General features: G+C 71.4%; 20 protein-coding genes. 12 read left to right on the top strand and 8 right to left on the bottom strand.

Going from position 1 to position 25777, the window contains the following annotated elements; translation table 11 throughout:
- Nucleotides 1–967 (top strand): hypothetical protein (locus tag HV826_RS05955; RefSeq protein ID WP_176416030.1); only part of this gene is annotated, 967 nt, incomplete at its 5' end.
- Nucleotides 968–987: 20 nt separating this feature from the next.
- On the opposite strand, the gene HV826_RS05950 is transcribed toward HV826_RS05955, so the two are convergent.
- On the bottom strand, nucleotides 988–2523 hold the full coding sequence (locus tag HV826_RS05950; protein WP_255217058.1) for an MBL fold metallo-hydrolase: 1536 nt from the start codon (nucleotides 2521–2523) through the stop codon (nucleotides 988–990).
- A 236-nt stretch (nucleotides 2524–2759) separates the two neighbouring features.
- On the opposite strand from HV826_RS05950, the gene HV826_RS05945 reads away from it, so the two are divergent.
- Complete coding sequence (locus tag HV826_RS05945; RefSeq protein WP_176416028.1) at nucleotides 2760–4523, top strand: OPT/YSL family transporter; 1764 nt, start codon at nucleotides 2760–2762, stop codon at nucleotides 4521–4523.
- A gap of 267 nt (nucleotides 4524–4790) precedes the next feature.
- The gene (gene thrS / locus HV826_RS05940; protein WP_176416027.1) at nucleotides 4791–5993 is read left to right on the top strand and encodes a threonine--tRNA ligase; all 1203 of its coding nucleotides are present in this window, start codon (nucleotides 4791–4793) and stop codon (nucleotides 5991–5993) included.
- Nucleotides 5994–6044: 51 nt separating this feature from the next.
- Here the strand turns inward: thrS and HV826_RS05935 are convergent, their stop codons facing one another.
- Complete coding sequence (locus HV826_RS05935) at nucleotides 6045–6461, bottom strand: CBS domain-containing protein (RefSeq protein ID WP_176416026.1); 417 nt, start codon at nucleotides 6459–6461, stop codon at nucleotides 6045–6047.
- Between the two features lie 210 nt (nucleotides 6462–6671).
- Between HV826_RS05935 and msrB the strand changes: the two genes are divergently transcribed.
- On the top strand, nucleotides 6672–7094 hold the full coding sequence (msrB, locus tag HV826_RS05930; protein ID WP_176416025.1) for a peptide-methionine (R)-S-oxide reductase MsrB: 423 nt from the start codon (nucleotides 6672–6674) through the stop codon (nucleotides 7092–7094).
- A 72-nt stretch (nucleotides 7095–7166) separates the two neighbouring features.
- On the opposite strand, the gene purL is transcribed toward msrB, so the two are convergent.
- The 4 genes from purL to HV826_RS05910 all read right to left on the bottom strand — a co-directional run bounded on the left by purL (nucleotide 7167) and on the right by HV826_RS05910 (nucleotide 15019).
- The gene (gene purL, locus HV826_RS05925; protein WP_217918510.1) at nucleotides 7167–11075 is read right to left on the bottom strand and encodes a phosphoribosylformylglycinamidine synthase; all 3909 of its coding nucleotides are present in this window, start codon (nucleotides 11073–11075) and stop codon (nucleotides 7167–7169) included.
- A 182-nt stretch (nucleotides 11076–11257) separates the two neighbouring features.
- Complete coding sequence (locus tag HV826_RS05920) at nucleotides 11258–12562, bottom strand: hypothetical protein (protein ID WP_255217057.1); 1305 nt, start codon at nucleotides 12560–12562, stop codon at nucleotides 11258–11260.
- Between the two features lie 106 nt (nucleotides 12563–12668).
- Nucleotides 12669–13523: a metal-dependent hydrolase gene (locus HV826_RS05915; protein ID WP_176416023.1), complete on the bottom strand. Its 855-nt coding sequence runs from the start codon at nucleotides 13521–13523 to the stop codon at nucleotides 12669–12671.
- Nucleotides 13524–13555: 32 nt separating this feature from the next.
- The gene (locus HV826_RS05910; RefSeq protein WP_368670847.1) at nucleotides 13556–15019 is read right to left on the bottom strand and encodes a hypothetical protein; all 1464 of its coding nucleotides are present in this window, start codon (nucleotides 15017–15019) and stop codon (nucleotides 13556–13558) included.
- A 432-nt stretch (nucleotides 15020–15451) separates the two neighbouring features.
- On the opposite strand from HV826_RS05910, the gene HV826_RS05905 reads away from it, so the two are divergent.
- Nucleotides 15452–15817, top strand: a complete 366-nt coding sequence (locus HV826_RS05905) for a hypothetical protein (protein ID WP_176416021.1) — start codon at nucleotides 15452–15454, stop codon at nucleotides 15815–15817.
- Nucleotides 15818–15910: 93 nt separating this feature from the next.
- Complete coding sequence (locus HV826_RS05900; RefSeq protein ID WP_176416020.1) at nucleotides 15911–17005, top strand: hypothetical protein; 1095 nt, start codon at nucleotides 15911–15913, stop codon at nucleotides 17003–17005.
- 13 nt (nucleotides 17006–17018) lie between these two features.
- Here the strand turns inward: HV826_RS05900 and HV826_RS05895 are convergent, their stop codons facing one another.
- Both HV826_RS05895 and HV826_RS05890 read right to left on the bottom strand, forming a co-directional pair.
- Nucleotides 17019–17723 carry a hypothetical protein gene (locus tag HV826_RS05895; protein ID WP_368670846.1) on the bottom strand — a complete coding sequence of 235 codons (705 nt, stop codon included), beginning with the start codon at nucleotides 17721–17723 and terminating at the stop codon, nucleotides 17019–17021.
- Nucleotides 17724–18016: 293 nt separating this feature from the next.
- Nucleotides 18017–18454, bottom strand: coding sequence for a DUF2383 domain-containing protein (locus HV826_RS05890; RefSeq protein WP_176416018.1), 438 nt, complete (start codon nucleotides 18452–18454; stop codon nucleotides 18017–18019).
- 691 nt (nucleotides 18455–19145) lie between these two features.
- Between HV826_RS05890 and HV826_RS05885 the strand changes: the two genes are divergently transcribed.
- The 6 genes from HV826_RS05885 to HV826_RS05860 are packed head-to-tail and all read left to right on the top strand — an operon-like array spanning nucleotide 19146 to nucleotide 25772.
- A complete protein-coding gene (locus HV826_RS05885) occupies nucleotides 19146–19868 on the top strand; it encodes a phosphoadenylyl-sulfate reductase (RefSeq protein WP_176416017.1) in 723 nt (240 codons plus the stop codon).
- Nucleotides 19865–20530, top strand: coding sequence for a bifunctional precorrin-2 dehydrogenase/sirohydrochlorin ferrochelatase (locus tag HV826_RS05880; protein WP_176416037.1), 666 nt, complete (start codon nucleotides 19865–19867; stop codon nucleotides 20528–20530). Before HV826_RS05885 ends, HV826_RS05880 begins: the two co-directional genes overlap by 4 nt.
- Nucleotides 20527–21327: a uroporphyrinogen-III C-methyltransferase gene (gene cobA, locus HV826_RS05875; RefSeq protein WP_176416016.1), complete on the top strand. Its 801-nt coding sequence runs from the start codon at nucleotides 20527–20529 to the stop codon at nucleotides 21325–21327. The genes HV826_RS05880 and cobA overlap by 4 nt, the downstream gene beginning before the upstream one ends.
- On the top strand, nucleotides 21320–22237 hold the full coding sequence (gene cysD, locus HV826_RS05870; RefSeq protein ID WP_176416015.1) for a sulfate adenylyltransferase subunit CysD: 918 nt from the start codon (nucleotides 21320–21322) through the stop codon (nucleotides 22235–22237). The genes cobA and cysD overlap by 8 nt, the downstream gene beginning before the upstream one ends.
- Complete coding sequence (locus tag HV826_RS05865) at nucleotides 22237–23949, top strand: GTP-binding protein (RefSeq protein WP_176416014.1); 1713 nt, start codon at nucleotides 22237–22239, stop codon at nucleotides 23947–23949. Before cysD ends, HV826_RS05865 begins: the two co-directional genes overlap by 1 nt.
- Nucleotides 23946–25772: an assimilatory sulfite reductase (NADPH) flavoprotein subunit gene (locus tag HV826_RS05860; protein WP_176416013.1), complete on the top strand. Its 1827-nt coding sequence runs from the start codon at nucleotides 23946–23948 to the stop codon at nucleotides 25770–25772. The genes HV826_RS05865 and HV826_RS05860 overlap by 4 nt, the downstream gene beginning before the upstream one ends.
- Nucleotides 25773–25777 lie beyond the last annotated feature (5 nt).

Below are 25777 nucleotides of genomic sequence, written 5' to 3'. Positions count from 1 at the left end.
GCCCCAGGCCTGCCCCCGCTGCCAGTCCCCCCGCGCCGCCGGGCCGGAGTGTCCCCGCTGCGGCATCATCTACGCCAAGGCGGAGGCCCGGGCGGCGCGGCAGCGAGAGGAAGCCCCCGCCGTGGCGCACGAGGAAGCACCGCCGCTCGTCGACCCCGCCTGGCTGGAGACGCCCGACCTGCGCTCGGACGTGCTGCCACCGGAGACGCCCGCCTGGGACGTTGACGCGGAGGAGGCCGCGTTCGAGCACCGCCTGCGCACCTGGGCCATCCCCGTGGCCCTCCTGGTGTCCTACGGGGTGCTGAGCGGCAACTTCGGCGCCTTCGCGGCCCGTCTCATCACCATGCCGTTCCATGAGTTGGGCCACGCCATGACGGCCTGGTTCTGCGGCCGGTCCGCGTTCCCATCGCTGTGGGTGACCGCCCTCTTCGGCCGCTCCTATTTCCTGGCGCTGATGCTCGCCGCGGCGCTGGGCGCGTGGGCGTGGTGGGGGTTCAGGCGCCGCCAGTGGCTGTGGGTGGCCTGCGCCGCCGTCCTGCTGGCGCTTCAAGCCGTGGGGACGCTGCTGCTGTCACCGCAGACGGTGGACATGCTCATCACCTTCAACGGCGATGGCGGGATGATGGTGCTGGGCACGGTGATGATGCTGACCCTCTACGCCCCGGCGGGCAGCTACCTCCACAAGCAGGCCCTGCGCTGGGGCTTCCTGGGGCTCGGCGCGCTGTCGCTCATGGACGGCTTCCTCACGTGGTGGGAGTCGAAGAAGGACTTCAGCGCCATTCCCTTCGGCAGGATGGAGGGCGTGGGCCTGAGCGACGCCAGCAAGCTGGTGGGGATGCCCCACGACTGGGGCGAGCACCAGCTCATCGGCAGGTACCTGACGCTGGCCACCGTGTGCTTCGCGGTGGTCGCCGGGGTGTACGTGGTGCAGCTCGTGCGCGGCAGGTCCCGGCTCGCCGCGCGCTGAGTGCCCGCGCGGCGGACACGTCAGGCCGCGTCGCCGTAGGGCCACACGAAGCCGGGGTGGCGCACCACCTCCGGCGTCCGCGCGCCCTTCCAGCGCAGCGACTCTCCCGGCCGCAGCACCAGGGGCTTGGGCGCGTCCTTCATCGTCCGCCGGACCTCGGCGAGCCGCTCCGGATAGGGGTCGGCGTCCGGGTTCTCATCCAGGTGGCTGGCGCCGCTCACGGGCTCGCCAGGATAGCCCGCGTAGCGAGGCCCCATGCCCTCGCGCCAGTACCAGGGCGCCCCACCATCCGCGCAGGGCACCACGTAGCGCGCGCCCAGCAAGGCGCCATAACGCAGCGCCTCCTCCGGCCCGGCCATGAGCCGCTGCGGCGCCTTCAGCATCGCGCGGGGGACGTTGACCAGGAACGCCTCCAGCGTGGTGAAGCCGAAGAAGATGGGCGCCAGCCGGAACCCGCGGACGCCGCAGAAGAGCACGTCCACCGGAGCCTCGCGGCGCACGCGCCGGCACACCGCCGCCATGTCCCCACGCACGTCATGCCCCGAGTCCGCGAAGAACGCCGCGGAGAAGCCGGGCGCCCGCACCAGCCACGCGTTGCCCTCGTTGAAGAGGTCCGGGTACGGGCCTTCGCCGTCCGTGGGCTGCTCGCCGTAGAACGGCAGCGCGCGCACGGTGACGTCGCCCACCTGCCGGGACTCGCCCCAGCGCAGGGGCTCCACGCGCGTGAAGCCCAGCTGCGACAGCCGCAAGGCGCAGTCCGTGGAGAAGAGACTCTCACGCGCCACCGCCGGCACGAAGATGCGCGTGTCGCGAGGCAACTGCAGCAACGAGCCCAGGTGGAAGTGGTCCCCATGTGAATGGGTGATGACCACCGCGTCCACCCGCCCCACGTCGCGCGGCTGCATCGCCGCATAGCCCGGCAAGTCCACCGCGCCTTCGGGCCGGAAATACGGGTCCACCAGCACGCGCCCCTCACGGCCTGTGACCAGCACCGTGTTGTGCCCCACGAAGAGCGCGCCGGGCGCGGGAACCTCCACGGGCGCTTCATGGCGCACGAGCCAGCCCGCCTGCCCCAGGTCCGCCACCAACTCCGCCAGCACGGGCAGCGCCGCGAAGGCCCGAAGCTCCGCGCGCGTGGCGCCGCGCGCGAGCGCCGCGAAGAAGTCCGCCACGGCGGGCCACTCGGGCGCACGCACGGGCACATCCAGGCCCAGCGCTTCCTGGCGAAGGTGCAGCACGTGCGGCCGGTGTCGCGTGGCCTCCGGGAACAGCACGTCGGGGCGCAACACGCGGCGCCCCATGCGCCGCTGCTTCCCCACGCACAGCGCGGCATAGCGTGGGGTGTCCTCCAGCCAGCGCACCAGGGCCTCCGCGTCGTGCAGCGCGCCCTCGCGCCCCAGCGTGGCGACGTGGCGCTTCAGCGGGAGGAAGGCACGGCGGACAGGACGCGCGGTGGGCCCCTGGATGCTGCAGCCCAGGTCCTCATGGTGGTCGGCCTCCGTCCGGGCCGAGGCGAGCACGGCCAGGCTGACGCCCCGGTGCAGGGTGAATCGCATGGCGGCGGATGTTGCCATGCGTCACGCGCGGTGCGGCGTTTCTCCAACGTCCGGGCGAGCGGGCGGACCGTCCCCCTCACCCGACGGCCCAGGTTGTGACAGGAGCGTGGAAGGCCGGTACCCTTCGGCGCCGAATGTCATTATCCGCCCCCTCGCTCCCTCCGGAGCCCCCTTCCCCGTCCTCGGGTGGCACCCTCGCGGAGCCCTCCCAACGTCGCTTCCAATGGCTGCCCCCCGTGGGGACGTGGAAGTACCACCTGCTGCTGAGCGCGGTGGCCCTGTTCGTCCTGGGGCCCCTGGGCGGCATCGCCGCCTCGTACATGAACTTCAGCGTGGGCTTCTTCGTCGGCGGCCAGGTGCTGGCCGGCATCCTCGGCAGCGCCGTCACCTACGGGTACGGCGCGGAGGGCAAGCACGGCGCCAACTACATGCAGACGATGGCCGCGTCGGTGGCCTCGCTGTGCGCCATGTCCGTGCTCATCCAGTCCATGGTGTGGCTGGGCATGGAGATGCCCGCCGCCTGGAAGCTCATGCTCTTCGTCGGCTGCGTGGGCATGTTCGCGGTGGGCGTGGGCATGCTCTACACGCCGCTGCTCGTGGACAAGCTCCAGCTCGACTATCCGTCCGGGCTGGCGGTGGCCAACATCCTGCGCGCCCTCACGGACAAGCGCCTGCTCAAGGCGTCCATCTCCAAGCTGGGCGGCGGCACCCTGCTGGGCGCCCTGGCGGCGTGGATGACGGAGAAGGTGGCCTTCGTCGCCTCCCTCGGCACCAGCGCGGCGACGCTGGGCGCGGGCATGATTGTCGGCAGCCGCATCACCGTCCCGGCCATCGTCATGGCCGTCATCGGCGCGGTGCTGATGCCCACCCTCCGGGAGATGGGCTGGCTCGGCCCTCAGGACCCGTTCCGTAAAATCGGCTTCGTCATCGGCCTGGGGATGATTTGCGGCGCGGCCGTGGTGGACCTGTCGCTGCTGGCGGTCCAGGCGGCGAAGCGCATCCGCGAGCGGGCCGCGACGAAGGACGAAGCGGCGGAGGAGTCCTGGAAGAAGGTCAACATCCCCCGGCTGCTGGCCTGGGTGGGCGTCTGGGGCGGCGCGACGCTGGTGGTGGGCACGCAGGTGCTGGACCAGCCCGTCGGCTGGCTCCTCTTCGGCATGCTGCTGGCCCTGCTGTTCGTGCTCATCAACGGAATCTCCTTCGGCATCACCGACCAGAACCCCATCTCCAGCGCCTTCGTCATCTCCGTGCTGATGATGTCCATGATGGGCCTGCGCGTCCCGCTGGTGGGCATGATGGCCGCCACCATCCTGCTCATCTCCACCTCGGTGGGCTGCGACATGCAGCAGGACCGCTCCACCGGCTGGCGCCTGGGCACCAACCGCGTCACCCAGTTCCGCTACCAGGTGCTGGGCGTCATCATGGGCGCGCTGCTGTGCGTGGGCCTGGCGCGCGTGTTCATGACGGCCTACCCGGCGCTCACCATCAACCAGTTGGACAACCCCAACGCAGAGGTGGGCCAGTGGGGCTCCGCGATGACGTACAAGCTGGTGGGCGCCATCCGCGACCTCGGCTCGCTGTCGCAGGCCGTCGTGAGCGCCCTGCTCCTCGGACTGGCCATCGGCTTCATCTACGAGCTGCTGCGCAAGGTGGTGCGAGGCAACGCGCGCTACCAGCGGTACGTGAAGGGCTCTCGCGCGGGCTTCGCCGTCGGCTGGACGGTGGACGCCCTCCTGCTGCCCAGCCCCTACGCGTCGTCGTTCGGCGGCTTCGTGGCGTTCCCGGTGTCGCTGTGGTTCGGCGCGGGAGGCATCGTGACGTCCGTCTGGAACACGTTCTCCAAGCGCGGGCAGCCAGCGGTGAGTGGCAGCCCGGGTGAAGGCGAGGCCCTCCCGGAGGACATGAGCACCATGTCCCTCATGGGCGGCGGCCTCATCGCCGGTGAGTCGCTGTTCTTCCTCATCGCCGGCCTCATCGGGCTCGCGTCGCTGTTGGCGTAGCAGCCCCTGCGCAGGCCCTCGCGGCGGCGCGGGGGCCGAGTTGACAATTCCCCGCGCCGCTCGCATCTTCTTCGCCGTGAGCTTCGTCATCACCACCACGACCACCGGCACCACGACTCGCTTCGGCGGGCGTGGAGCCGTGCGCGTCATGGGGTGAGCTGACGAACGCACGGTTCCCTGCCCCGCCTTCTCCGGCCGGGGCAACCGTGCGCTCGCTCAGCGCTCCGACCGGATGGCGTTTCACCCTTCCGAATCGGAGACGAAGCAATGCTCGACGAACACGACCACCGCGCGCTGGGCCAGCGCCTGGACCTCTTCCACCTGCAGGAAGAGGCCCCCGGCATGGTGTTCTGGCACCCGCGTGGACTGCTGCTGTACCGGCTGCTGGAGGAGCACGTCCGCCAGCGCATGCGGCGCGAGGGCTACCAGGAAGTCCGCACCCCACAGCTCTACGCGCAGCCCTTGTGGGAGCGCAGCGGCCACTGGGACAACTTCCGGGAGCACATGTTCCTGGTGGAGGACGGCGCGCGGCACCTGGGGGTGAAGCCGGTGAGCTGCCCCGGCCACATCGAGCTGGTGCAGCGCATGGCGCCCAGCTACCGGGACTTGCCGCTGCGCCTGGGCGAGTTCGGGCTGGTGCACCGCGCGGAGCCCGGCGGCGCGCTCCACGGCCTGTTCCGCCTGCGGCAGTTCACCCAGGATGACGGCCACATCTTCTGCGCCGAGCCGCAGGTGGTGCCGGAGGTCGTCCGCTTCGCCCGCTCGCTGAAGGACTTCTACGCGGGCTTCGGCTTCGACGACGTCCAGGTGGCCTTCTCCGGCCGGCCCGCGTCGCGCGCGGGGCGCGATGCGCTCTGGGACAAGGCCGAGTCCTGGCTCCTCCTGGCCGCGAAGGAAGCGGGGCTCCACTGCCACATGCAGCCGGGCGAGGGGGCCTTCTACGGGCCCAAGCTGGAGTTCGTCTTGAAGGACCGGCTGGGGCGCGCGTGGCAGTGCGGCACCATCCAGTTGGACCTCGTGCTGCCGGAGCGCTTCGACCTCCACTACATCGACGCCTCGGGGGCCCGCGTCCGTCCGGTGATGCTTCACCGCGCGCTGCTCGGCAGCCTGGAGCGCTTCATCGGCGTCCTGCTGGAGCACCACGGCGGCGCGCTGCCCGCATGGCTGGCGCCGCAACAGGTGGTGGTGGCCGCCGTGGGTGAAGGCGCGGTCGACTACGCCGAGCGCTTCGCCGCGAAGCTCCAGGCGGCGGGCTGCCGCGCCAGCGTGGACCGGCGGGGTGAGTCCCTGTCCCGCAAGGTCCTGGATGCCCACGCGGCGGGCGTCCCGTGGCTGGTGGTGGCGGGCGCACGGGAGGTGGCCGCGGGCAACGTCCGCCTGCGGCAACGAGCTGGCGCGCAGCGGGACGTCCCGTGGGAGGACGCGGCGGCGGAGCTCGTCGCCGCGTGTCGTCCGGCCCCGGACGCCTGAAGGTGACACCGGGGCGCGGGCGGTGAAGCGCGCCGCTCGCGCCCCGAGGCCTCAGCCCTGTTGGAGCCGCTCCAGCACCTCGCCCGCGTGCAGGACCTCCTCCGGCACCGTGGCCAGGTCGTCCAGGCTCAAGAGCCCCACCGGCCGCCGCTCGCCATCCACCACCACGAGGCGGCGCACCATCTTCTCCTCCATCGTCCGTTCCGCCACCTCGAGCGTCGCGTCCACGTCGCAGGTGATGACCGTGGCCGTCATCACCTCGCGCACGGGCGTGGTGTTCGGGTCCTGCCCCAGCGCCGCGGACCGCACCGCGATGTCCCGGTCCGTCAGCATGCCCACCAACTGCCCACCCTCCAGCACCGGCAGGGAGCCGATGTTGCACGTGCGCATCCGCAGCGCCGCGGCCCGGATGGGCTCACCTGCTTCGATGGTCTCCAGGTTCTTGGTCATCAGCTCGCCAATCCGCATTGCACGCTCCTTGCCTGGCATGACGCCCCTCCCCACCCTCGTTGAACCCCGGCGCCCCGTCGCTGCCTCCCAGATTACGCCTGTCCCTGGAGCGAGGCGCCGGACAGGCCTTCTCACACCTTGCCGCCCACCAGGCGCGACGCTGGGGCAGGATGCGCATCTGAAGTGCGCGTGGGCCCCGGTCCGGGCCCGGACAAGGAGCAGGAAGGCATGGTCGACAAGCTCACCCTCAGCGACGACGAGTGGCGCAAGCGCTTGAGCCCCCAGGAGTATGAAGTCCTCCGCCGCCACGGCACCGAGCGACCTGGCTCCGGGTGCTTCCTGGGCACGAAGACGCCGGGCACCTACGTGTGCGCGGGCTGCGGCAATCCCCTGTTCAAGGCGGGCACGAAGTTCGAGTCCGGCACGGGCTGGCCGTCCTTCACGCAGCCGGTGGTGGCCGACGCGGTGACGGAAATCCAGGACGTCTCACACGGAATGGTTCGCACCGAGGTCCGCTGTGCGCGCTGCGACGGGCACCTGGGCCACGTCTTCCCCGACGGGCCGCCGCCCACCGGCCTGCGCTACTGCATGAACTCGGTGTCCATGAAGCACGTCCCGGAGGGGCAGCCGCTGGAGTTGGTGAAGGCGTAGCCTCAACACGGAATGGGAGAGCGGGCCGGGTGATACGCCGGCCCTCCTCCCCGCCCGGTGCCCTCGCGGCGCTCAGCCCAGCCAGACGCGGGCGTTGCGGAACATGCGCATCCAGGGGCCGTCGTCGCCCCACTCGCGAGGCCGCCACGAGTGCTGCACGGAGCGGTGTACACGCTCCGGATGCGGCATGGTGATGGTGAAGCGCCCATCCCGCGTCGTCAGGCCGGCGATGCCGTGGGGTGAGCCATTGGGGTTGGCGGGATACGTCTCCGCCACCCGACCGTGGTTGTCCACCCAGCGCGTCGTCACCAGCCCCTGCCCGTTGACGCGGGCGGCGTCCTCCGTGCTGGGGAACTCCGCGCGGCCCTCGCCGTGCGAGGTGACGATGAGCATCCGGCTGCCTTCCATGCCCTGGTAGAAGAGCGATGGCGTCTTCGACACCTCCACCAGGGACAGGCGCGCCTCGTACTGCTCGGAGGCGTTGCGCACGAAGCGGGGGAAGTGCTCCGCGCCCGGGATGATGTCCTTGAGCTGCGACATCATCTGGCAGCCGTTGCACACGCCCAGGCCGAAGCTGTCCGGCCGCGCGAAGAAGGCGGCGAAGGCGTCCCGCGCGCGCGGGTTGAAGAGGATGGACTTCGCCCACCCGCCACCGGCCCCCAGCACGTCACCGTAGGAGAAGCCGCCACACGCCAGCACGCCCTTGAAACCTTCGAGCGACACCCGCCCCGACAGGACGTCGCTCATGTGGACATCCACCGCGGCGAAGCCCGCCCGCGTGAAGGCCGCGGCCATCTCCTGCTGGCTGTTGACGCCCTGCTCCCGCAACACGGCCACGCGAGGACGGGCCCCCTTCAAGATGAAGGGTGCGGCCACGTCCTGGGCCGGGTCGAACGTCAGCTTCGGCGAAAGTCCCGGGTCCGCGGCGTCACTCCTCGCGGCCGCCTCCTGGTCCGCACAGGTGGGGTTGTCGCGCAGCTTCTGAATCTCATGGCTGACGCGAGACCAGGTGCGTCGCAACGCCAACGTGTCCGCCGACAACAACGTGTCGTCCCCATGGCGCACGCGCACCTGCAACGCCGTCACCGGGCGGCCCAGCTCGTGGACGTCCCGCGACAAGCCCTGCTGCGCCAGCACCTCACGCACACGCGCCACGTCCGAGGCGCGCACCTGCACCACCGCGCCCAGCTCCTCATTGAAGAGGGCCGCCGTCACGTCACCGCCCAGCGGCGCCAGGTCCACGTCCAGACCACACCGGCCCGCGAAGGCCATCTCGCACAGCGTCGCCCAGAGGCCGCCGTCGGAGCGGTCGTGGTACGCCAGCAGCGCGCCGCTTTCGCTGAGCGCCTGCACCGAGGCGAAGAAGCCGCGCAGCAGCGCGGGGTCCTCCACGTCCGGGCTCTCCGGCCCCACCTGCCCGTGGACATGCGCCACCACGGAGCCGCCCAGGCGCTGCTTCCCGCGCGCCAGGTCGATGAAGAGCAGCCGCGTGTCGGCCGCCACGTCCACGAGCTGCGGCGTCAGGGACTTGCGCACGTCCAACACCGGCGCGAACGCGGAGATGATGAGCGACACCGGCGACGTCACGGCCTTGCGGGCGCCGCCCTCCTCCCAGACGGTGCGCATGGACATGGAGTCCTTGCCCACGGGGATGGTGAGGCCCAGCGCGGGGCACAGCTCCATGCCCACCGTGTGGACGGCGGCGTAGAGGCTGGCGTCCTCGCCCGGGCTGCCCGCCGCGGCCATCCAGTTGGCGGACAGCTTCACGTCGGACAGCTTGCCGATGCGGGCCGCGGCGATGTTGGTGAGCGCCTCGCCCACCGCCATGCGCGCCGAGGCCGCCGCGTCGATGAGGGCCAGCGGCGTGCGCTCGCCCATGGCCATGGCCTCACCTGTGGTGCTCGTCACGGTGGACAGCGTCACCGCGCAGTCCGCCACCGGCACCTGCCAGGGGCCCACCATCTGGTCCCGGCTGCTGAGCCCGGACACGGTGCGGTCGCCGATGGTGATGAGGAAGCTCTTGTCCGCCACCGTGGGGTGGCTCAACACGCGCTCCGCCAGCACCGCCAGCGAGCCATCCAACGTCAGCGGCGCGAACGACACCGGGCGCGACGTCACGTCGCGGTGCATGCGCGGCGCCTTGCCGAACAGCACGTCCATGGGCAGGTCGATGGGCGCGTTGCCGAACTGCGTGTCCGACAGCGTCAGCGTCTGCTCGGCGGTGGCGTCACCCAGCACGGAGAAGGGCGCGCGCTCCCGCTCGCACAGCGCGGCGAAGCGGGCCAGGTCCTCCGGCGCGACGCCCAGCACGTAGCGCTCCTGCGCCTCATTGCACCAGATTTCGACCGGCGACATGCCCGGCTCGGCGTTGGGCACCGCGCGCAGCGCCAGGCGCCCACCCAGGTCGTTGTCGTGCGCCAGCTCCGGCACCGCGTTGGACAAGCCGCCGGCGCCCACGTCGTGGATGGAGCGGATGGGGTTCTTGTCGCCCAGCGCCCAGCAGCCGTCGATGACCTCCTGACAGCGCCGCTCCATCTCCGCGTTGTCCCGCTGCACGGAGGCGAAGTCGAGGTCCGCCGCGCTCGCGCCCTGTGCCATGGAGGACGCCGCGCCACCGCCCAGGCCGATGAGCATCGCGGGCCCGCCCAGGACGATGAGCTTGTCGCCCGGCTGCAAGCGCCCCTTCTTCACGTGCGGCGCGCGGATGTTGCCCAGGCCACCGGCGATCATGATGGGCTTGTGGTAGCCGCGCACCTCCACGCCAGCGGGCGTGGGGACCTGCACCTCGTAGCTGCGGAAGTAGCCCGTGAGGTTCGGCCGGCCGAACTCGTTGTTGAAGGCCGCGCCGCCCAGCGGGCCGTCCACCATGATGTCCAGCGCGGAGACGATGCGGTCCGGCTTGCCGTAGGGCTGCTCCCAGGGCCGCTCGAAGCCGGGGATGCGCAGGTGGCTCACACTGAAGCCGGTGAGACCCGCCTTGGGACGGGCGCCACGGCCGGTGGCCCCCTCATCGCGAATCTCGCCGCCCGCGCCAGTGGCGGCGCCCGGGTACGGGGAGATGGCCGTCGGGTGGTTGTGCGTCTCCACCTTGATCATGATGTGGGCCGGCTCGCGCACGGAGCCCCACTCACCGGTTTCAGGGGATGGGAAGAAGCGGTCCACCTCAAAGCCTTCGATGACGGCCGCGTTGTCCTTGTACGCGCCGAGCACGCCTTCCGGGTGCTGGACGTAGGTGTTCTTGATGGCCTGGAAGAGCGAGCGCTCCCGCGGCTCGCCGTCGATGCTCCAGCTCGCGTTGAAGATCTTGTGCCGGCAGTGCTCGCTGTTGGCCTGCGCGAACATCATCAGCTCGACGTCGGTGGGGTTGCGCTTCAGCTCGGTGAAGCGCGCCACCAGGTAGTCCATCTCGTCGTCGGCAAGGGCCAGGCCCAGCTCGCGGTTGGCGCTCACCAACGCCGCGCGGCCTCCGCCCAGCACGTCCACCGTCGTGAAGGGCCGGGGCGTGTGCCCGGCGAACAGGATGGCCGCGTCCTCCAGACGCCCCACCACCGCCTGTGTCATCCGGTCATGCAGCACCGGCTTCAGGTGCTCCAGCTCCGCGTCCCGCAGCGCCTGCCCGTCGGGGCCCGCGAGGAAGAAGGCGGTGCCGCGCTCCATGCGCCGCACGCGCTCGCCCAGGCCGCAGTTGTGGGCAATGTCCGTGGCCTTGGAGGACCACGGGGAGATGGTGCCCGGCCGAGGCAGCACCAGCAGCAGGCTGCCGGCGCGCGCGCCCGTGGCCACGCGAGGCCCGTAGTCGAGCAGGCGGCCCAGGGTGGTCAGGTCCGCCTCCGAGAGGGGCACCGGCGCGTCGATGAGGTGCACGAACTCCGCATAGATGGACGAAACGGAGGGCACCCGCTCGCGGCACTGGGCCACGAGCTTGGCGAGCCTGAAGTCAGAAAGGGCCGGAGCCCCACGCAGGGTGTGCATGCTGGACATGGGTCGAGGTCGTGGCTCTGGGTAACAGCGGGGCCGTCCTTATCACCGTGCGTCGGCCCGGCGCGTGAAGAGTTCACGCCGGGACGCCTGCCGGACGTGCGGGCAGGAGCCACGGTAGGTGTCAGCCGCACGTCAGAGCCTGCGCAGCGCTCGCGACAAAGCGGGAAGCACCGCCAACGGCCTCATCGGTCCCCCAGGGCCACCCCGAGCCCCAGGCACCAGGAGAACCCATGCGCCCACGTCACGCCGGGGGGACGCAGGCCCTGGTAGAGCACCTCCGTGCTGGCGACGAAGTTCGCGCCCAGCGGTACGTGCGCGCGCAGCCCCACCGGAACCCCCAGGCGCGTGCCACCGCCCTCCCACGCGCGCAGCCCCACGCCCGCGGAGGCACGCACGTCCACGCCGAAGGCATAGCTCGGCCGCCAGGCGATGAGCGGCGGAGACAGGACCGCGAAGGCCCAGCCCCCCACGGGCCTGGACCGAAGCGCCGCGCCGCCCTCCAACCCGCGCGTCCAGTCCACCGACAGCCCCAGGCCATGAGGCAGCGGGAGCGAGCCCCGCAGGCCCGCGACGGGCGCGGCGCCGAGCGCATCGGAATAGATTCCGCCCAGCAACTCCAACGACAGCTCGGGCGAAGGCTGGAAGCCGCGCAGCGCGACGAACGCCGCATCCGGAGCCGTCACCTCCCCGAAGCGCTCCGCCGCCCACGCCAGGAACGCGCCGGAGTACGCCACCGCCGAGGCCACTCGCGCATCCATGAAAACCGCCGACGCTTCGGGAGGAATGCGCCGCACCCGCCCCTTCCACCGCACCTCGCCGAGGCCGAAGGCGTTGCCCACCGGGCCATAGCCACCAAAGGCGCCCGGTGACGCCGCGTCGGGCTCGGACCAGAAGGCGCTCCAGGGCAGCACGTCCCCCGCTTCCGTCGCCAGGGACTCGGTCCTGACGGCCTCCAGCGTCTCCCGTGCGAGCGCCCGCTGCGCGTCCGTCCCGGACATCGGCGGCACCTCGCGACGAGGCAGGCGGCCCAGCGAGGCGCGGGCGCCGTATCGCTCGAAGCGGTCCGTGAGCCCGTGGTTCACCGGAACGACGTGGGGCGGAGACGCCATGTCCTGGAGATGGTGGGCCAGGTGGCCGGCGCGGTCCCAGGCACGCGGCAGGTCGCCGTTGCGCGCCGCCTCCAAGGCGTCCTCCCAGAGCGCACGCACCCGCTCCTCGGAGCCTCGCCGCAGCGCGGAGGAGAGCGCCCCTTCCGGCCGATAGAAGTGGTGCCAGCCCGTCCATTTCACGTGGAGGTTCAGGTCCTCTGCGGTGGCGCCATGCACCACGGAGTCCCGGTGGGCCTCCAACTCCGCCTGGGCCCCCGCGGCCACCGCCGCGTCGAGCGCGGCCTCCGTCAGCGCGCGGTGGTCCTGGACCGTGAAGGCCTCCGCTCGAAGCGGGAAGGCCCCACACAGCAGCACGGCCAGCAGGAGTCTCCAGGGCATCGGACGGCGCATCGCAGGAGCCAGCAACCTTCACGGTACACAGCACGTTCCACCCGGGAACAACCGCCGCACAGGATGCCTCCTCAGCAGGCGTGCGCTCGCGCCGCTATGCAGCTTCGCGCTCCGGGGCCTCCGGGGGCGGCGCCTCCAACGTCGCCAGGTGGGCCCTGGCCAGCGCGAGGTTGTCGTTGTCCAGCGGGTGGAAGGAGGGACGCAGGTACTCCCGCAAGCCCCGCCCCAGCACGCGGAACAGCACCGGGTCCTTCCGGTGGGCGCGCCACAGCTCGCGCAGCAGCCCCGTCCACCCCAGCCCGCGCTCCTGGCGCAGCAACGTCACCGTGGCGGCGAACCACAGGACGAAGAGGGACACCCCGCCCAGCACCATGCCCAGCACGCGCAGCCCATAGCCCGGCGCCACCTGCCGTAGCACGTCGAAGGCCACCGCCTTGTGCTCAATCTCCTCGGCGGCATGCCACTCGATGAGGTCGCGCATCGCCGGGTGGCCGTCCGCGAACACGCCCAGCGTCAGCGTGTTCTCGCCCATCAGCGCCGTGTAGTGCTCCAGCGCGGCGGTGATGGACAGCCGCAGCGACGGCGGGAGCTTCGCGTCGATGACGCCCCAGAGGAATGAGTCGTACCACCGCATGAAGCGGTGGAGGTCGTAGCCCTGGGACTCCAGCAGCTCGATGTAGTCCTGGTGCTCGCGCGCGTGCTGGCCTTCCTGCGCGAAGAAGGCCTTCACCTGCGCGCGCAGCGCGGGCGTGTCCGCCAGCCGCGGCATGTAGTGGTTGACGCTGCGCACGAAGAACCGCTCGCCCTGGGGGAAGAGCAGGTTGAGCCCGTTCCACAGGTGCGTGGTGCCAGGGCCGTTGGGGTGCCAGATACGCGGGAAGCTCGCGTCGAAGGGGAACTGGAGGTGCGGTCGCGGCCGGATGCGTCCGGGGTCGTGGGGGGAGACCATGGGGAGCTCTCGTGACGGAAGACCAGGGAGGTTCAAGGAAGTGCCGGACGTCGCGGATGGAGCCTGCTGGCGGCCTCCGCGACGAGCACGTCCCGGAAGGACAGCAGCTGCTCGCGCGTGCCCAGGGCACCACTGCCCGCGAGCGCCGCGAAGTAGCGCTTGCGCACGCCCGAGGGCGTCGCGTGGAGGACCTCCGTCACGCAGAGGGCCACGCCGCCCCCCACGGCACACAGCGGCCGCATCGTGTTGAAGAAGAGCGGGGGGTGCCGCGCCAGCGCTTCATCATCGTCGACCTCCAAGGTGATTTTGGACAACAGGGCGTTGCCGCCCAGGGCGGCGGGCACCTGCCGCAGCAAGGGCGTGAAGGCGAAGCCGTGCGTGGTGAGCGAGGGCATCCACCACGGCAGCGCGGGTGAGTACAGCGTGGAGAAGATGTCCTCCAGCACGCCGCCGCCTCGCCGCGTCTGCTCCAGCAGGTGCGCGACGTGCGCGGGCGTCATCGGCCCCGTGCGCGTCCGCGAGGGCACCACCGCGATACCAATGCGCCGCCACTTCCGCGCCACGGCGTGCGGCGACGCGGGCAGCACCGGCACCAGCAGCGTGGGATTGTCGACGGGGAACACGCCCTCGCCGGCCCGCTGAACCGACTGGAGCATCGCGCAGGTGAGGTTCCGGAAGTCGAGCCCCTCCGGCAACTCCACGCGCAGCAGCGGCGACGGCTCCTCGGGGCCGGTGAGCCACTCGCCCGGCGCCGCGCGGGCGTCCCGGCGCGGCAACCCCTTCGAGGCGGCCAGCGAGAGCTCGGCCATCGCGGTGCCATCCATCACCAGGTGGTCGAAGCTCAGCTCCAGCGCGCCCGTCGCCGCGTCCACGCGCGCACCGAACCAGGCGCTCGACGTCAGCAGATGGGACGTCCAGGCGCTGTCGCCTCGCGAGGCGCGGTCCACCAGCACTTGCGGGAACAACCCATCCCGGCGTGCCTCCGCCAGCGTGCGGCTGGGCGTGCGCGCCAGCAACGCCGCCACCGCCTCATGCGTCAGCGCCGCGTCGTCCAGGGACATCCGCACCACCCGGACCCCACCATCCTCACAGGTGACGGCGGCGGTGAGGACGTCCTCGTCTTGAGCGCGTTGGCGTGCGTCGGCGCCCTCCCGGCCCAGGCGCGCCACCCAGACGTCCAGGGGCTGGTTCTGCCGGCGCACGCCGCGGATGTCTCGGTACCAGCGCGCCACACCCGCCAGCAGCACCGGCGCCCACGCCCCGCCTGCCGTGTCCACGCCCAGCGGCTGCACCGTCACCATGATGCGGCGCGAGCGGGGCTCGGTCGTCAAGAACTGCTCCCACGTCGTCAACGCGGGCACCACCTGCGTCGGCTGTCGCGCCGGGAACGCACGCCGCCACCCGTCGCAGAAGCGCACGAGCCCGCTGATGGCGTGACGCGCCACCGGATGCAGGTGCGGGAACTGATGCGTCAACGCCGCATGCACGCGTCCCACGACGCCAACGTCCTGGGCTTCAACCGGAAACGGGAGGGGACCGGATCCGTCCATGGCACACCTCCGGGTGGTCAACGGGGGATGACCCACGGCATTGGCTCCGTAGCCTACCGGACATGCCACCTGTACCGTCAGGCCATCGCGCGATTTCACTGACAGCCATGCTTTTTGGCCTGCCTGCGCGGGTGGAACACGACTCAGCGAACGGGCCCCGTCGCGGCGCCCATGAGAAGCGCGCGCAGCGGGCGTGACACGCCGCGCAGCAGTCAGGACGGAATCTTGGCGCGGCGCCCCACGGAGGCAGGCAGAATGTCTGCCATTGAATGCAAGCGAGCCAGCACCCCTGCGTTCACCCCAGGCGCCTCCTGGTATTGTTTGACATCCCGACATTCCCGCGCACTCCCGCCCGAGGTGTCGGCGCCAGGAGCATCCATGTCCCTCGTCCGCCGTCCCTTCGCCTGGAGTGCCGCCCTGTTGCTGACGTTCGCGACCGTCGCGACCGCCGACCCCGTCCGCTCCGGGCCCGAGGCGCACTGTGAGAACAGCGCGAGCGCCGAGTCCTCGCTGGCCATCTGTTTTCAGTCCTTCTGTGACGAGGACTGGCAGTGCGCGAACGCGTGTCCCAGCGCGCAGACGGCCGCCTGCGTGAACTCCGTGTGCGAGTACACCTATCAAACGGGTGGCGGCGGCGGTCCGGGTGGCCCTTTCTGCCCGCCAATGCTGTGTGCGGATGACTACCACTGTCAGTGCGGCGACCGTCAGGGCTACTGCGGCATCGACTCCATCTGCTACTTCTAGGCCGCGCGACGCGTCGCTCCGCTCGTCAGGCTCCGGGGAGAAGACCCGCGCCGGGGAGGCTGGCGTGTCGGTGGACACCTCCCCGGAGCCGCCATGACACGCCTGCTCGACAGCCTTCCCCTGCTCTACCGCGACCTGCTCCCTGACTTCTTCCGGCAGGACGTCCCAGAGGAGCGCAAGGCCACCTGTTCGAACTGCGCCATGTGCCAGGACACCGCGCAGGGCGCCGTCGCCTCCGTGGACGGCGTGAGCCGCATGTTCCGGCCGGACACCAAGTGCTGCACCTACTCACCGCGCCTGCCCAACTACCTGGTGGGCGCGCTGCTGTCCGATGACCGCCCCGAGCTGGCCGAGGGCCGGCGCCGCATGGAGGCGAAGGTCGCCAGCCGCGTGGGCGTCACGCCGCAGTGGGTGAAGCCGCCCGCCAAGTTCCAGTTCCTCTACAAGAACAGCCACCAGTTCTTCGGCCGGGCCGCGTCCCTGCGCTGCGGCTACTTCTCCGCGGACAGCGGCGGCTGCACCATCTGGCCCTACCGCGAAGCCGTCTGCTCCACCTTCTTCTGCAAGTACGTGGCGGGCGCGGACGGCCGCAAGTTCTGGATGTCCCTCAAGACGTACCTGACGCTGGCCGAAATCCAGCTGTCGCGCTGGACGGCGCTCCAGCTCCTCCCCGACTACGTGCTGTCCGGCAGGGACCGCGCGGAGACGCAGCCCGGGCCGCTCACCGTGGAGGACCTGGATGACACCGCACCGCCCGCCAAGGCCTACGCGGCGCTGTGGCAAGGTTACGAAGGCCTCGAGCTCGACTACTTCCGGGAGTGCTACCGCCTGGTGAAGGCGCTGCCCCCGGACGGCGTGGAGAAGCTGCTGGGCCTGGATGGCACCATCGAGCTGAAGACGCTGGAGAAGCTCCACCACACCGCCGTGGCGCCCCAGCTGCCGCGCACGCTCATGCTCAACCCCGATGCCACCGTGCAGTGGATGCAGGACGGCAGCGTGGCCCTGGGCGCCTACAGCGAATACGACGCCGTGGCCCTGCCCGGCGAGGCCTATGGCCTGCTGGTCGACTTCACCGGGCGCGAGCCCGTGGACGCCGTGCGCCAGCACCTGCGCGAGCACAAGCAGGCGGACCTGTCCGAGGACGTCCTGCTGGAGCTGTACCGGCACCGCATCCTCGTGGAGGCGTGAGGCAGGCGTCCGGCTACGACTGCTGGGACAGCGCGCCCAGCTCGCGCAGCATGCGGACGGAGACCTGGGCGTTGCGCCACGCGAAGACCGTCTCGGACAGGTGGTCCGCCATCCACGAGCAGAAGCCCGGGTCTCCGGCGCCCAGCCACGCGGCGGACTCGGACAGCTCCGTCTCGGCGGCTTCCCACGCGCGCCGGTAGGCGCTGGCCGCGGTCATCAGCTCGGACAGGGAGTGGGTGAACGCGTCCAGGGCCGCGCGCAGCTCCAGTGGCGCGCCCGGCTCACCCCGGCGGGAATCGCGCAGCCGCCCCAGATGAACCAGGAGCCCTTGCTCCAGCGCGGCGGCGGTCCCCAGCCGCGCCTGGGCGCCGTGGAGCAGGACCTGGAGGTCCTCGCCCAACTCATGCAGCAGCTCCTCGTTGGAGCGCGCCACCGGGCGTCCCAGCCTCGTACACACCGCCTGCCACAGGCTGCTGTACCCCAGGAGCTCCGCCACGCCGCGGCGCACGTGAGGCGGGACACGGTCCAGGAACTCGAGCGCGCATTGACGGGCGGACATGGCCAGGGGGCCCGCGCCCGGACCCGCCTTCGCGCACTTCAGCACCCGCCAGGCCCACTGGAGCGTCGTCTCCGTTGAGCGGAAGAGGGCTTCACAGCCCGCGCTCAGCGTCCCCGCGTGGCTGGCGTCCATCAGCGAGGAGGAGGAGGTCGCGGGCACGGTCCGGGCTTCCTCGCCGGCGACCTGCTCCGGGCGTGAATCACGTTCCGATGAACCGCGGTCCGGCGACATGCTCCGCCTCCCCAAACGCGACGAGCCAACCCCAGGTATCGCATGCCATGCGCGCAAGCTCCAGCACCCCGCCAGGGGCGGGTTCAGGGCGCCGCGCGGGGCCTGAGGCAGTCGCGGTTTTCTGGAGCTGCGAGCCGGTGTCGGGTCGCACGGTTTGAGAAAAGTCCGGCCGGGCGCCTGGAACGAGGCGCCCGGCCGACGTGCATCCGCGCGGCGCGCCCTCAGTGAAGGGTGCGCTTGAGACGACTGAGCCGCTCATGCGTCCGCTTCTGCGCGGGAATCAACTCCGTCCGCACGAAGCGGCGGGCCTCGCCATGCACCTGGTCCGCGTCGCGCTGGTAGTCGGCGAGGCCATGGTCCTCGCCCTCCTCCAGCGCCTGGATGGCGGACTTCTCGCCCAGGATGTCCGCGCCGCCCTGGACCAGCTTGGCGAAGGTGCCCCAGATGCCAGAGCCCTCCGCGGGCTCACCGCCCATCCTCAGGATGCGCTCTCGAATCTCCTCGACCCGGTGCTCGTGGTCTTGCTGGCAGTACTCCAGCGCGTCACGGGCCAGTCCGTCGGAGACGTGCCCGATTGCCTGACGATAGGTCTCCACGGCGGAGATTTCGCCGCGCAGGAACGAGTTGAGCGTCTCGACGTCCTTGTTGGTGCTCGCCATCAATGACCTCCATGGGTGACAGGTGAATGCGGCTTGCCGCAAAGGTGATGCCCGTTGCCGCATGGGCAACGAGCGCCCGCCTCCCCGCCTCCTTCCCACGTCCACGCGGACGTTCACCCCACGGCGCCCGGCCACGCCCCCCAGGCGGGCGGACGAGCGACCGTCCCCCTCGGGCAAGCCCAGGCCCGCACACCACCTTGAGGAGGACCGGTTGACGCGCGCATGAGACAGCCGCTAGCGTAGGTCTTCGCGATGACGCACTCCCACACACCGACCGCCGCGCCGTTTGCCAGCCGCTGCTGTCTGTCGTGTGCTTGTTGTCGTCAGCCGGCCCTGGGTTGTTGACGCGCATACGGGAAGCCCTTCCAAGCCTCCCTCCTCGCGCTCCTCCCGGCCCGGTCTCCTCTCCCAGGAACCGGGCCGTTTTCGTTTCCGCTCCCAGCCCCGCACCGCTCGCCCATGTCCTTTACCGCCACCGACGCCCGTGTCCCCCACGCTCCCGCGCTCCCCGCCGGGTGTGATGACGCCTGCGCCATGGGCGGCGCGTGCTGTCTGTGCTGTGCGTGTCCCGAGTGTCCGCCTTCAGGCGGGTGCCGAGCATCGAGAAGCGTGTAGCGCGTCCTTCTCGAACCTTCTTGCTCGTGCGGCCCGCCCTCGAAAGAGGCGGGCCTTTTCTTTTTCCGGAGTCACCATGTCCCCCCCGCTGCCCCATGCCTCGGCCCTGCTCGCCGAAGCCTCTGTTGTGAAGGACGCCCCCGCGCAGGACCTCCTCGCCTGGGCCGAGCGCCGCTTCGGCGCGCGCGCGGCCATCGCCTCCAGCTTCGGCGTGGAGGACATGGTCCTCATCGACCTGGCGCGCCAGCACGCGCCCAGCCTGCGCCTCTTCACGCTCGACACCGGACGCCTGCCCCCGGAGACCTACGAGCTCATGGAGGTGGTCCGGAAGCGCTACGGCGTCACCGTGGAGACGTACTTCCCGGAGCGCGCGCGCGTGGAGGCGCTGGAGTCCACGCAGGGCTACTTCTCCTTCCGCCAGAGCCTGGCGGCGCGCAAGGCGTGCTGCGCCATCCGCAAGGTGGAGCCCCTGGCGCGCGCGCTCGCGGGCCAACAGGCGTGGGTGACGGGGCTGCGCCGCGAGCAGTCCGTCACCCGCACCGACGTGGCGACGCTGGAGGTGGACAGCGCGCATGGGCTGCTCAAGCTCAACCCGCTGGCCACGTGGAGCAGCCGGGACATCTGGGCCTACGTCCGGGCGAACGGCGTGCCCTACAACGCGCTCCATGACCGCGGCTACCCTTCCATCGGCTGCGCGCCCTGCACGCGCGCGGTGAAGCCCTACGAAGACGAGCGCGCGGGCCGCTGGTGGTGGGAGTCCGCGGAGAACCGCGAGTGCGGCCTCCACCCGGTCCGATGACGCGCGCCATGCCTTCACACGTCATGGACTATCCCGTGTGCCTCCGGCTCGAGGGCCGCTCCGTCCTGCTGGTGGGCGGCGGCGCCATCGCGGAGGGCCGTGCCATCGCGGTGCTCGACGCCGGCGCGCGGCTGCGCGTCATCGCGCCGGAGGCCACCGCCACGCTGCGCCGGCTCGCGGCCGACGGACGCCTGGAGTGGCTGCCCCGGCCCTACGCGGCCGGCGACGTGCGCGGCCATCACCTGGTGCTCGCGGCCACGGACGACGCGGCCGTGAGCCGGCAGGTGGCCACCGAAGCCCGAACCCTGGGCCTGTGGGTCAACACCGCGGACGAACCCGCGCTGTGTGACTTCACCCTGCCCTCCGTCGGCAGGCGCGGCCCCATCACCGTCGCCGTGTCCTCCGCGGGGCGGGCCCCCGCGCTCGCCAGCCACCTGCGCAAGACGCTCACCGCCCAGGTGACGCGACACCACGTCTGGCTGGCGCGACTCAGCGGCTGGCTTCGCGAGCACCTGCCCCGAGGCGCGGGGCGCCAGCGGCTGCTGAAGCAGGTGGCGGTGGGAGACATCGGCGCGCTGCTGCAGCGGGGCGAGCGCAAGGCCGCCTGGACGCAGCTCCGCGCGGAGCTGAAGCACTTGAAGATTCCTGGAGAGACACCATGAGAGAGCAGACGAGAGGCCGCGTGTTCCTGGTCGGCGCGGGCCCGGGAGACCCAGAGCTGTTGACCTTGCGCGCCGCGCGCGTGCTCAGGGAGGCGGACACCGTCGTCCACGACCGGCTGGTCCACCCCGGGGTGCTCGAGCATGCCAGGCCCCACGCCCGGCTCATCTACGTGGGAAAGGAGGGCGGCGGCGACTCCGTGAGCCAGGAGGAGATTCACGCCGTCCTCATCGCCCAGGCGCTGCTGGGGCGCCGCGTGGTGCGGCTCAAGGGTGGTGACTCCTTCGTCTTCGGCCGCGGCGGCGAGGAGGCGCTCGCGCTGGAGGAAGCGGGCATCCCCTATGAAGTCGTGCCGGGCCTCACCGCCGGGACGGCCGTGCCCGCGACGGCGGCCATCCCCGTCACGCACCGAGGCATCTCCGGCGCGGTGACGTTCGCCACCGCGTACCGGGGCGGCAGCGCGCCGGACTGGGACTTCCTTGCGAAGGCCCAGACGCTGGTCCTCTACATGGCGGGGAGCCGGCTGGAGGAGACGGTGCGCGCATTGGTCGGCGCGGGGCGCTCCGCGGCCACTCCGGCCGCCGTGGTGGAGGCGGGGACCTGGGAGCATCAACGGGTGGTGGAGGCGCCGCTGCGCCACATCGCCCAGGCGGTGACGCGGGACGGGCTCGGCTCGCCGTCGCTGCTCATCGTGGGCGAGGTCGTATCGTTGCGCGCGCGCCTGCCTTCACTGGTGGCGCAGGGAACCTTGGAGCATGGACACACGCCAGCGCGCGTGGCGGAGGGCGGTCATGAGTGAGCACACGTTCGCGCGGGCGTCCCACCTGTCGGAGCTGGAGGCGGAGAGCATCCACATCCTCCGGGAGACGGTGGCCGAGTTCGCCAACCCGGTGATGCTCTACAGCATCGGCAAGGACTCCCAGGTCCTGCTGCACCTGGCGCGCAAGGCCTTCCACCCCGCGCCCCTGCCCTTCCCGCTGCTCCACGTGGACACCACCTGGAAGTTCCGGGACATGTATGCGTTCCGGGACGCCTTCGTGGCGCGCCACGGCCTGCGCCTCATCGTCCACCAGAACCAGCGCGCGCTGGCCGAGGGCATCAACCCCTTCGACCACGGCAGCCAGAAGTACACCCACGCGATGAAGACGCAGTCGCTGCTGGAGGCGCTGGCGAAGCATGGCTTCGACGCGGCCTTCGGCGGCGCGCGGCGCGACGAGGAGAAGTCCCGCGCCAAGGAGCGGGTGTTCTCCTTCCGGGACAGGCATGGCCAGTGGGACCCGCGCCGCCAGCGGCCGGAGGTGTGGAACCTCTTCAACGGCCGCGTCGACGCGGGCGAGAGCATGCGCGTCTTCCCGCTGTCCAACTGGACGGAGCTGGACGTGTGGCACTACGTGCTGCGCGAGCGCATCCCCGTGGTGCCGCTCTACTTCGCGGCGGAGCGCCCGGTGATTGACCGGGGCGGCACGCTGCTCATGGTGGATGACGAGCGCATGCGGCTGCGGCCCGGCGAGAAACCCGAGCTGCGGCGCGTGCGGTTCCGAACGCTGGGCTGCTACCCGCTCAGCGGCGCCATCGAGTCCTCCGCCACCACGGTGGAGACCGTCATCCACGAGATGGTGAACGCCCGCCAGTCCGAGCGACAGGGCCGGCTCATCGACCACGACGAAGAGGGCTCCATGGAGCTCAAGAAGCGCGAGGGCTACTTCTAATGGACACCGGCTTGCAGCAGATGCTCGACCAGCACTCCGCCCGGGAGCTGCTCCGGCTCGTCGTGGTCGGCTCCGTGGATGACGGGAAGTCCACCCTCATCGGCAGGCTCCTCTACGAGTGCGACGGGCTCTTCGAGGACCAGATCTCCGCCGTGCGGAAGGCCAGCGCGAAGCGGGCCGCCGCCGCCGCGGCCGTGCCCTCCCAGGTGCTGGCCCAGGGCCTGAAGGCCGCGGCCGGCGCCGACGAGGAGGAGCTGGACTTCTCCCTCTTCACGGACGGCCTGCGCGCCGAGCGCGAGCAGGGCATCACCATCGACGTCGCCTACCGCTACCTGAGCACCCCGCGGCGCAAGGTCATCGTCGCGGACACGCCGGGCCACATCCAGTACACGCGCAACATGGCCACCGGCGCCTCCACGGCGGACGCGGCGGTCATCCTGGTGGACGCGCGGCTGGGCGTGCTGCCGCAGACGCGCCGCCACGCGTACATCGCCTCGCTGCTGGGCATCCCCTACCTGGCCGTGGTGGTGAACAAGATGGACCTCACGGGCTTCGACCGGGACGCCTTCGAGCGCATCGGCACCGAACTGGTGGACTTCGCCCACGCGCTCGGCTTCGAGGGCGTGCGGCTCTTTCCCGTCAGCGCCAGCCGCGGGGACAACATCACCCGGCCCAGCGCCCGCACGCCCTGGCACGAAGGCGGCACGCTGCTCGCGTGGCTGGAGTCGCTGCCCCACCAGCGACGGCAGGACGACGCGCCCTTCCGCTTCCCCGTCCAGTACGTGCTCCGGCCCCACCAGGACTACCGCGGGCTGGCGGGACAGATTGCCTCCGGCACCGTCCGCGTCGGCGATGAAATCCAGGTCCATCCCTCCGGGCGGCGCACGCGCGTGGCGGGCATCGACACCTTCGATGGACCGCTGGAGGAGGCCGCGTCCCCCGCGTCCGTCACGCTGAGGCTCGCGGACGAAGTGGACGCCAGCCGAGGCGACATGCTGGCCCACGTGGCGCAGCCGCCGCTGTCGCTCCACCAGCTCGACGCGATGCTCGTGTGGTTCGGGGAGCAGCCGCTGGACTGCTCGCGCCGCTACCTGGTGAAGCAGGCCTCACGCACCGCGCCCGCGCACATCGAGCGGGTGCTGTGGCGCAAGGAGCTGGCGGACCTGTCCGAGCAGCCCGCCGAGTCCCTGTCGCTCAACGACATCGGCCGGGTGCGGGTGGTGTGCCGTCGGCCGCTGCTGACGGACACGTACCGCGACAACCGCCGCACGGGCGCCTTCATCGTCATCGACGCGCTCACCCACGACACGGTGGGGGCGGGCATGGTCCTGGGGCCGGTGGAGGACTCCGCGCGGGGCGATGTAGCCGCCTCGCTCGTCACGCAGCCCGAGCGGCGGGGACGACTGGGCCAGCCCGGCGCCATCGTCCTGCTGCCCGCCACGCCGGACGCGGGCTCACGCGCATTCCAGTTGGAGCGCCGGCTGTTCGACCTGGGCTGGCATGTCGCCACCGCCCCCGGTGACGTGGAGGTGGCGCTGGCGCTCGCTGCGGCGGGACTGGTGGCCCTGGTCCACAGCGACACGCCCCAGACGCGCCGGGCCCTGCGCGAGGAGGCCCGCGACGCTGGCGCCGCGTGGCTGGAGCTGGAAGCCAGCGAAGACCTGGAGCAACACCTCGGCCAAATCCTCACCCTCCGGGAGGCCGCACGATGAGCGCATCCCCTGCCACCCATGCGCCCCCGTTCATCAACGCGCTGCTGGGTGAGGACAAGAGCGCCCTGCTGCTCAAGCTCGTGGAGGGGATGGACACCTCCGCCCTGCACTGGCTGAGCGGCTACACCGCGGGCCTGGCCGTCCGTGCGCCCCAGGCCACCGTCATCCCCGTGACGCCCGCGCCCGTGGCCGCGCCCGCCGCTCCCTTCACCATCATCTACGGGACGCAGACGGGAAACAGCCGCCTCCTGGCCGAGCGCCTCAAGCACCAGGTGGAGTCCGCCGGGCTCGCCGCGCGGCTGTTCCGGGCCAGCGACTATCCGGTGCGGGAGCTGGCCAAGGAGAAGCTGCTCTGCGTGGTCATCAGCACCCAGGGAGACGGCGACCCGCCGGACGATGCGCGGGGCTTCTGTGAGTTCATCCTCGGCAAGCGCGCGCCTCGCGTGGAGGGGCTGCGCTACGCCGTGCTCGGGCTGGGAGACTCCAGCTACCCGCGCTTCTGCGAAGTGGGCAGGCTGCTCGACATCCGCTTCGCGGAGCTGGGCGCCAGCCGGCTGTTGGAGCGCGCCGACTGCGACGTGGACTTCGAGCCCGTGGCCAAGGGCTGGCTCGACCAGGCCTTCACCCTGGCGCGCGAAGCATTGACTCCGCGGGCGGCGGTGACGGCCACCGTCGTGCCGCTGCGGGAGCCGCACGCCGCGCCCGCGTTCACCAAGGAAGCGCCCTACACCGCGGAGGTGCTGCTCAACCAGCGCATCACCGCGCGCGGCGCGCTCAAGGACGTGCGGCACGTGGAGCTGTCGCTCGCGGGCTCCGGGTTGGAGTACGCCCCTGGCGACGCGCTGGGGGTGTGGCCCCACAATCCGCCGGAGCTGGTGGCGTCCTTCCTGTCCGAGCTGCGCCTGGACGGCGAAGCGCCTGTCACGCGCGAGGGCCGCACGCTCCCGCTGGCGCGCTGGCTGAGCGACGAGCTGGAAATCACGAAGCTCAACCGCCCCTTCCTGGAGCGACACGCCAGGCTGTCCGGCAGTTCGGCGCTGCGCGAAGTGCTCGAACCGGGCCGCGCCGAGGCCTTCCGCGCGCTGCTGGCGGGACATCAAGTCATTGACGTGCTCCGCGCCCACGAGGCCACCTGGGACGCCACCGAGCTGGTCCAGGCCCTTCGCCGGCTCACGCCCCGGCTGTACTCGATTGCCTCCAGCGCCAAACGCGTGGGTGAAGAGGCGCACCTCACGGTGGCGGTGGTGGACTACACGGCCTTCGACCTGCGGCACTTCGGCGCGGCGTCGTTCCACCTGGCCACGCGCGCGGCCGGCACCGACGCGGTCCGCGTCTTCATCGAACCGAACGAGCGCTTCCGGCTGCCGGAGGACGGCGACAAGGACGTGCTGATGATTGGCCCAGGCACCGGCGTGGCGCCCTTCCGGGCCTTCGTCCAGGAGCGCGCGGAGACCGGGGCGAAGGGCCGCAACTGGCTCTTCTTCGGTGAGCAGCACTTCCGCACCCAGTTCCTCTACCAGACGGAGTGGCAGGAGGCGCTGAAGAAGCAGACGCTGCACCGGCTGTCGCTCGCCTTCTCGCGGGACCGCGCGCAGAAGGTCTACGTGCAGCACCGGCTGCGTGAGTCCGGACGTGACGTCTACGAATGGCTCGAAGGCGGCGCCCACCTCTACGTGTGCGGCGACGCCCAGCGCATGGCCCCCGATGTCCACGAGGCGCTGGTGGACGTCGTCTCCACCCACGGCGGCAAGCGCCGTGAGGACGCGCACGCCTGGCTGGAGTCCCTGCGTGAGCAGCGGCGCTACCTGCGCGACGTCTACTGACCTAT

The organism is Myxococcus sp. AM010 (genome assembly GCF_013372585.1).
In the GTDB taxonomy this organism is placed as follows: Bacteria; Myxococcota; Myxococcia; order Myxococcales; family Myxococcaceae; genus Myxococcus; species Myxococcus vastator.
Note: the sequence above shows the minus strand (reverse complement) of the source record. Positions and strands in the feature narration are given on the sequence as shown.

Coding starts and splice junctions, on each gene's coding strand:
- cobA (WP_176416016.1), top strand. CDS start 20,527: ATGAGAGAGCAGACGAGAGGCCGCGTGTTCCTGGTCGGCGCGGGCCCG.
- msrB (WP_176416025.1), top strand. CDS start 6,672: ATGGTCGACAAGCTCACCCTCAGCGACGACGAGTGGCGCAAGCGCTTG.
- HV826_RS05880 (WP_176416037.1), top strand. CDS start 19,865: ATGACGCGCGCCATGCCTTCACACGTCATGGACTATCCCGTGTGCCTC.
- cysD (WP_176416015.1), top strand. CDS start 21,320: ATGAGTGAGCACACGTTCGCGCGGGCGTCCCACCTGTCGGAGCTGGAG.
- HV826_RS05920 (WP_255217057.1), bottom strand. CDS start 12,562: ATGCCCTGGAGACTCCTGCTGGCCGTGCTGCTGTGTGGGGCCTTCCCG.
- HV826_RS05935 (WP_176416026.1), bottom strand. CDS start 6,461: ATGCGGATTGGCGAGCTGATGACCAAGAACCTGGAGACCATCGAAGCA.
- thrS (WP_176416027.1), top strand. CDS start 4,791: ATGCTCGACGAACACGACCACCGCGCGCTGGGCCAGCGCCTGGACCTC.
- HV826_RS05900 (WP_176416020.1), top strand. CDS start 15,911: ATGACACGCCTGCTCGACAGCCTTCCCCTGCTCTACCGCGACCTGCTC.
- HV826_RS05890 (WP_176416018.1), bottom strand. CDS start 18,454: ATGGCGAGCACCAACAAGGACGTCGAGACGCTCAACTCGTTCCTGCGC.
- HV826_RS05915 (WP_176416023.1), bottom strand. CDS start 13,523: ATGGTCTCCCCCCACGACCCCGGACGCATCCGGCCGCGACCGCACCTC.
- HV826_RS05885 (WP_176416017.1), top strand. CDS start 19,146: ATGTCCCCCCCGCTGCCCCATGCCTCGGCCCTGCTCGCCGAAGCCTCT.
- purL (WP_217918510.1), bottom strand. CDS start 11,075: ATGTCCAGCATGCACACCCTGCGTGGGGCTCCGGCCCTTTCTGACTTC.
- HV826_RS05865 (WP_176416014.1), top strand. CDS start 22,237: ATGGACACCGGCTTGCAGCAGATGCTCGACCAGCACTCCGCCCGGGAG.
- HV826_RS05950 (WP_255217058.1), bottom strand. CDS start 2,523: ATGCGATTCACCCTGCACCGGGGCGTCAGCCTGGCCGTGCTCGCCTCG.
- HV826_RS05860 (WP_176416013.1), top strand. CDS start 23,946: ATGAGCGCATCCCCTGCCACCCATGCGCCCCCGTTCATCAACGCGCTG.
- HV826_RS05905 (WP_176416021.1), top strand. CDS start 15,452: ATGTCCCTCGTCCGCCGTCCCTTCGCCTGGAGTGCCGCCCTGTTGCTG.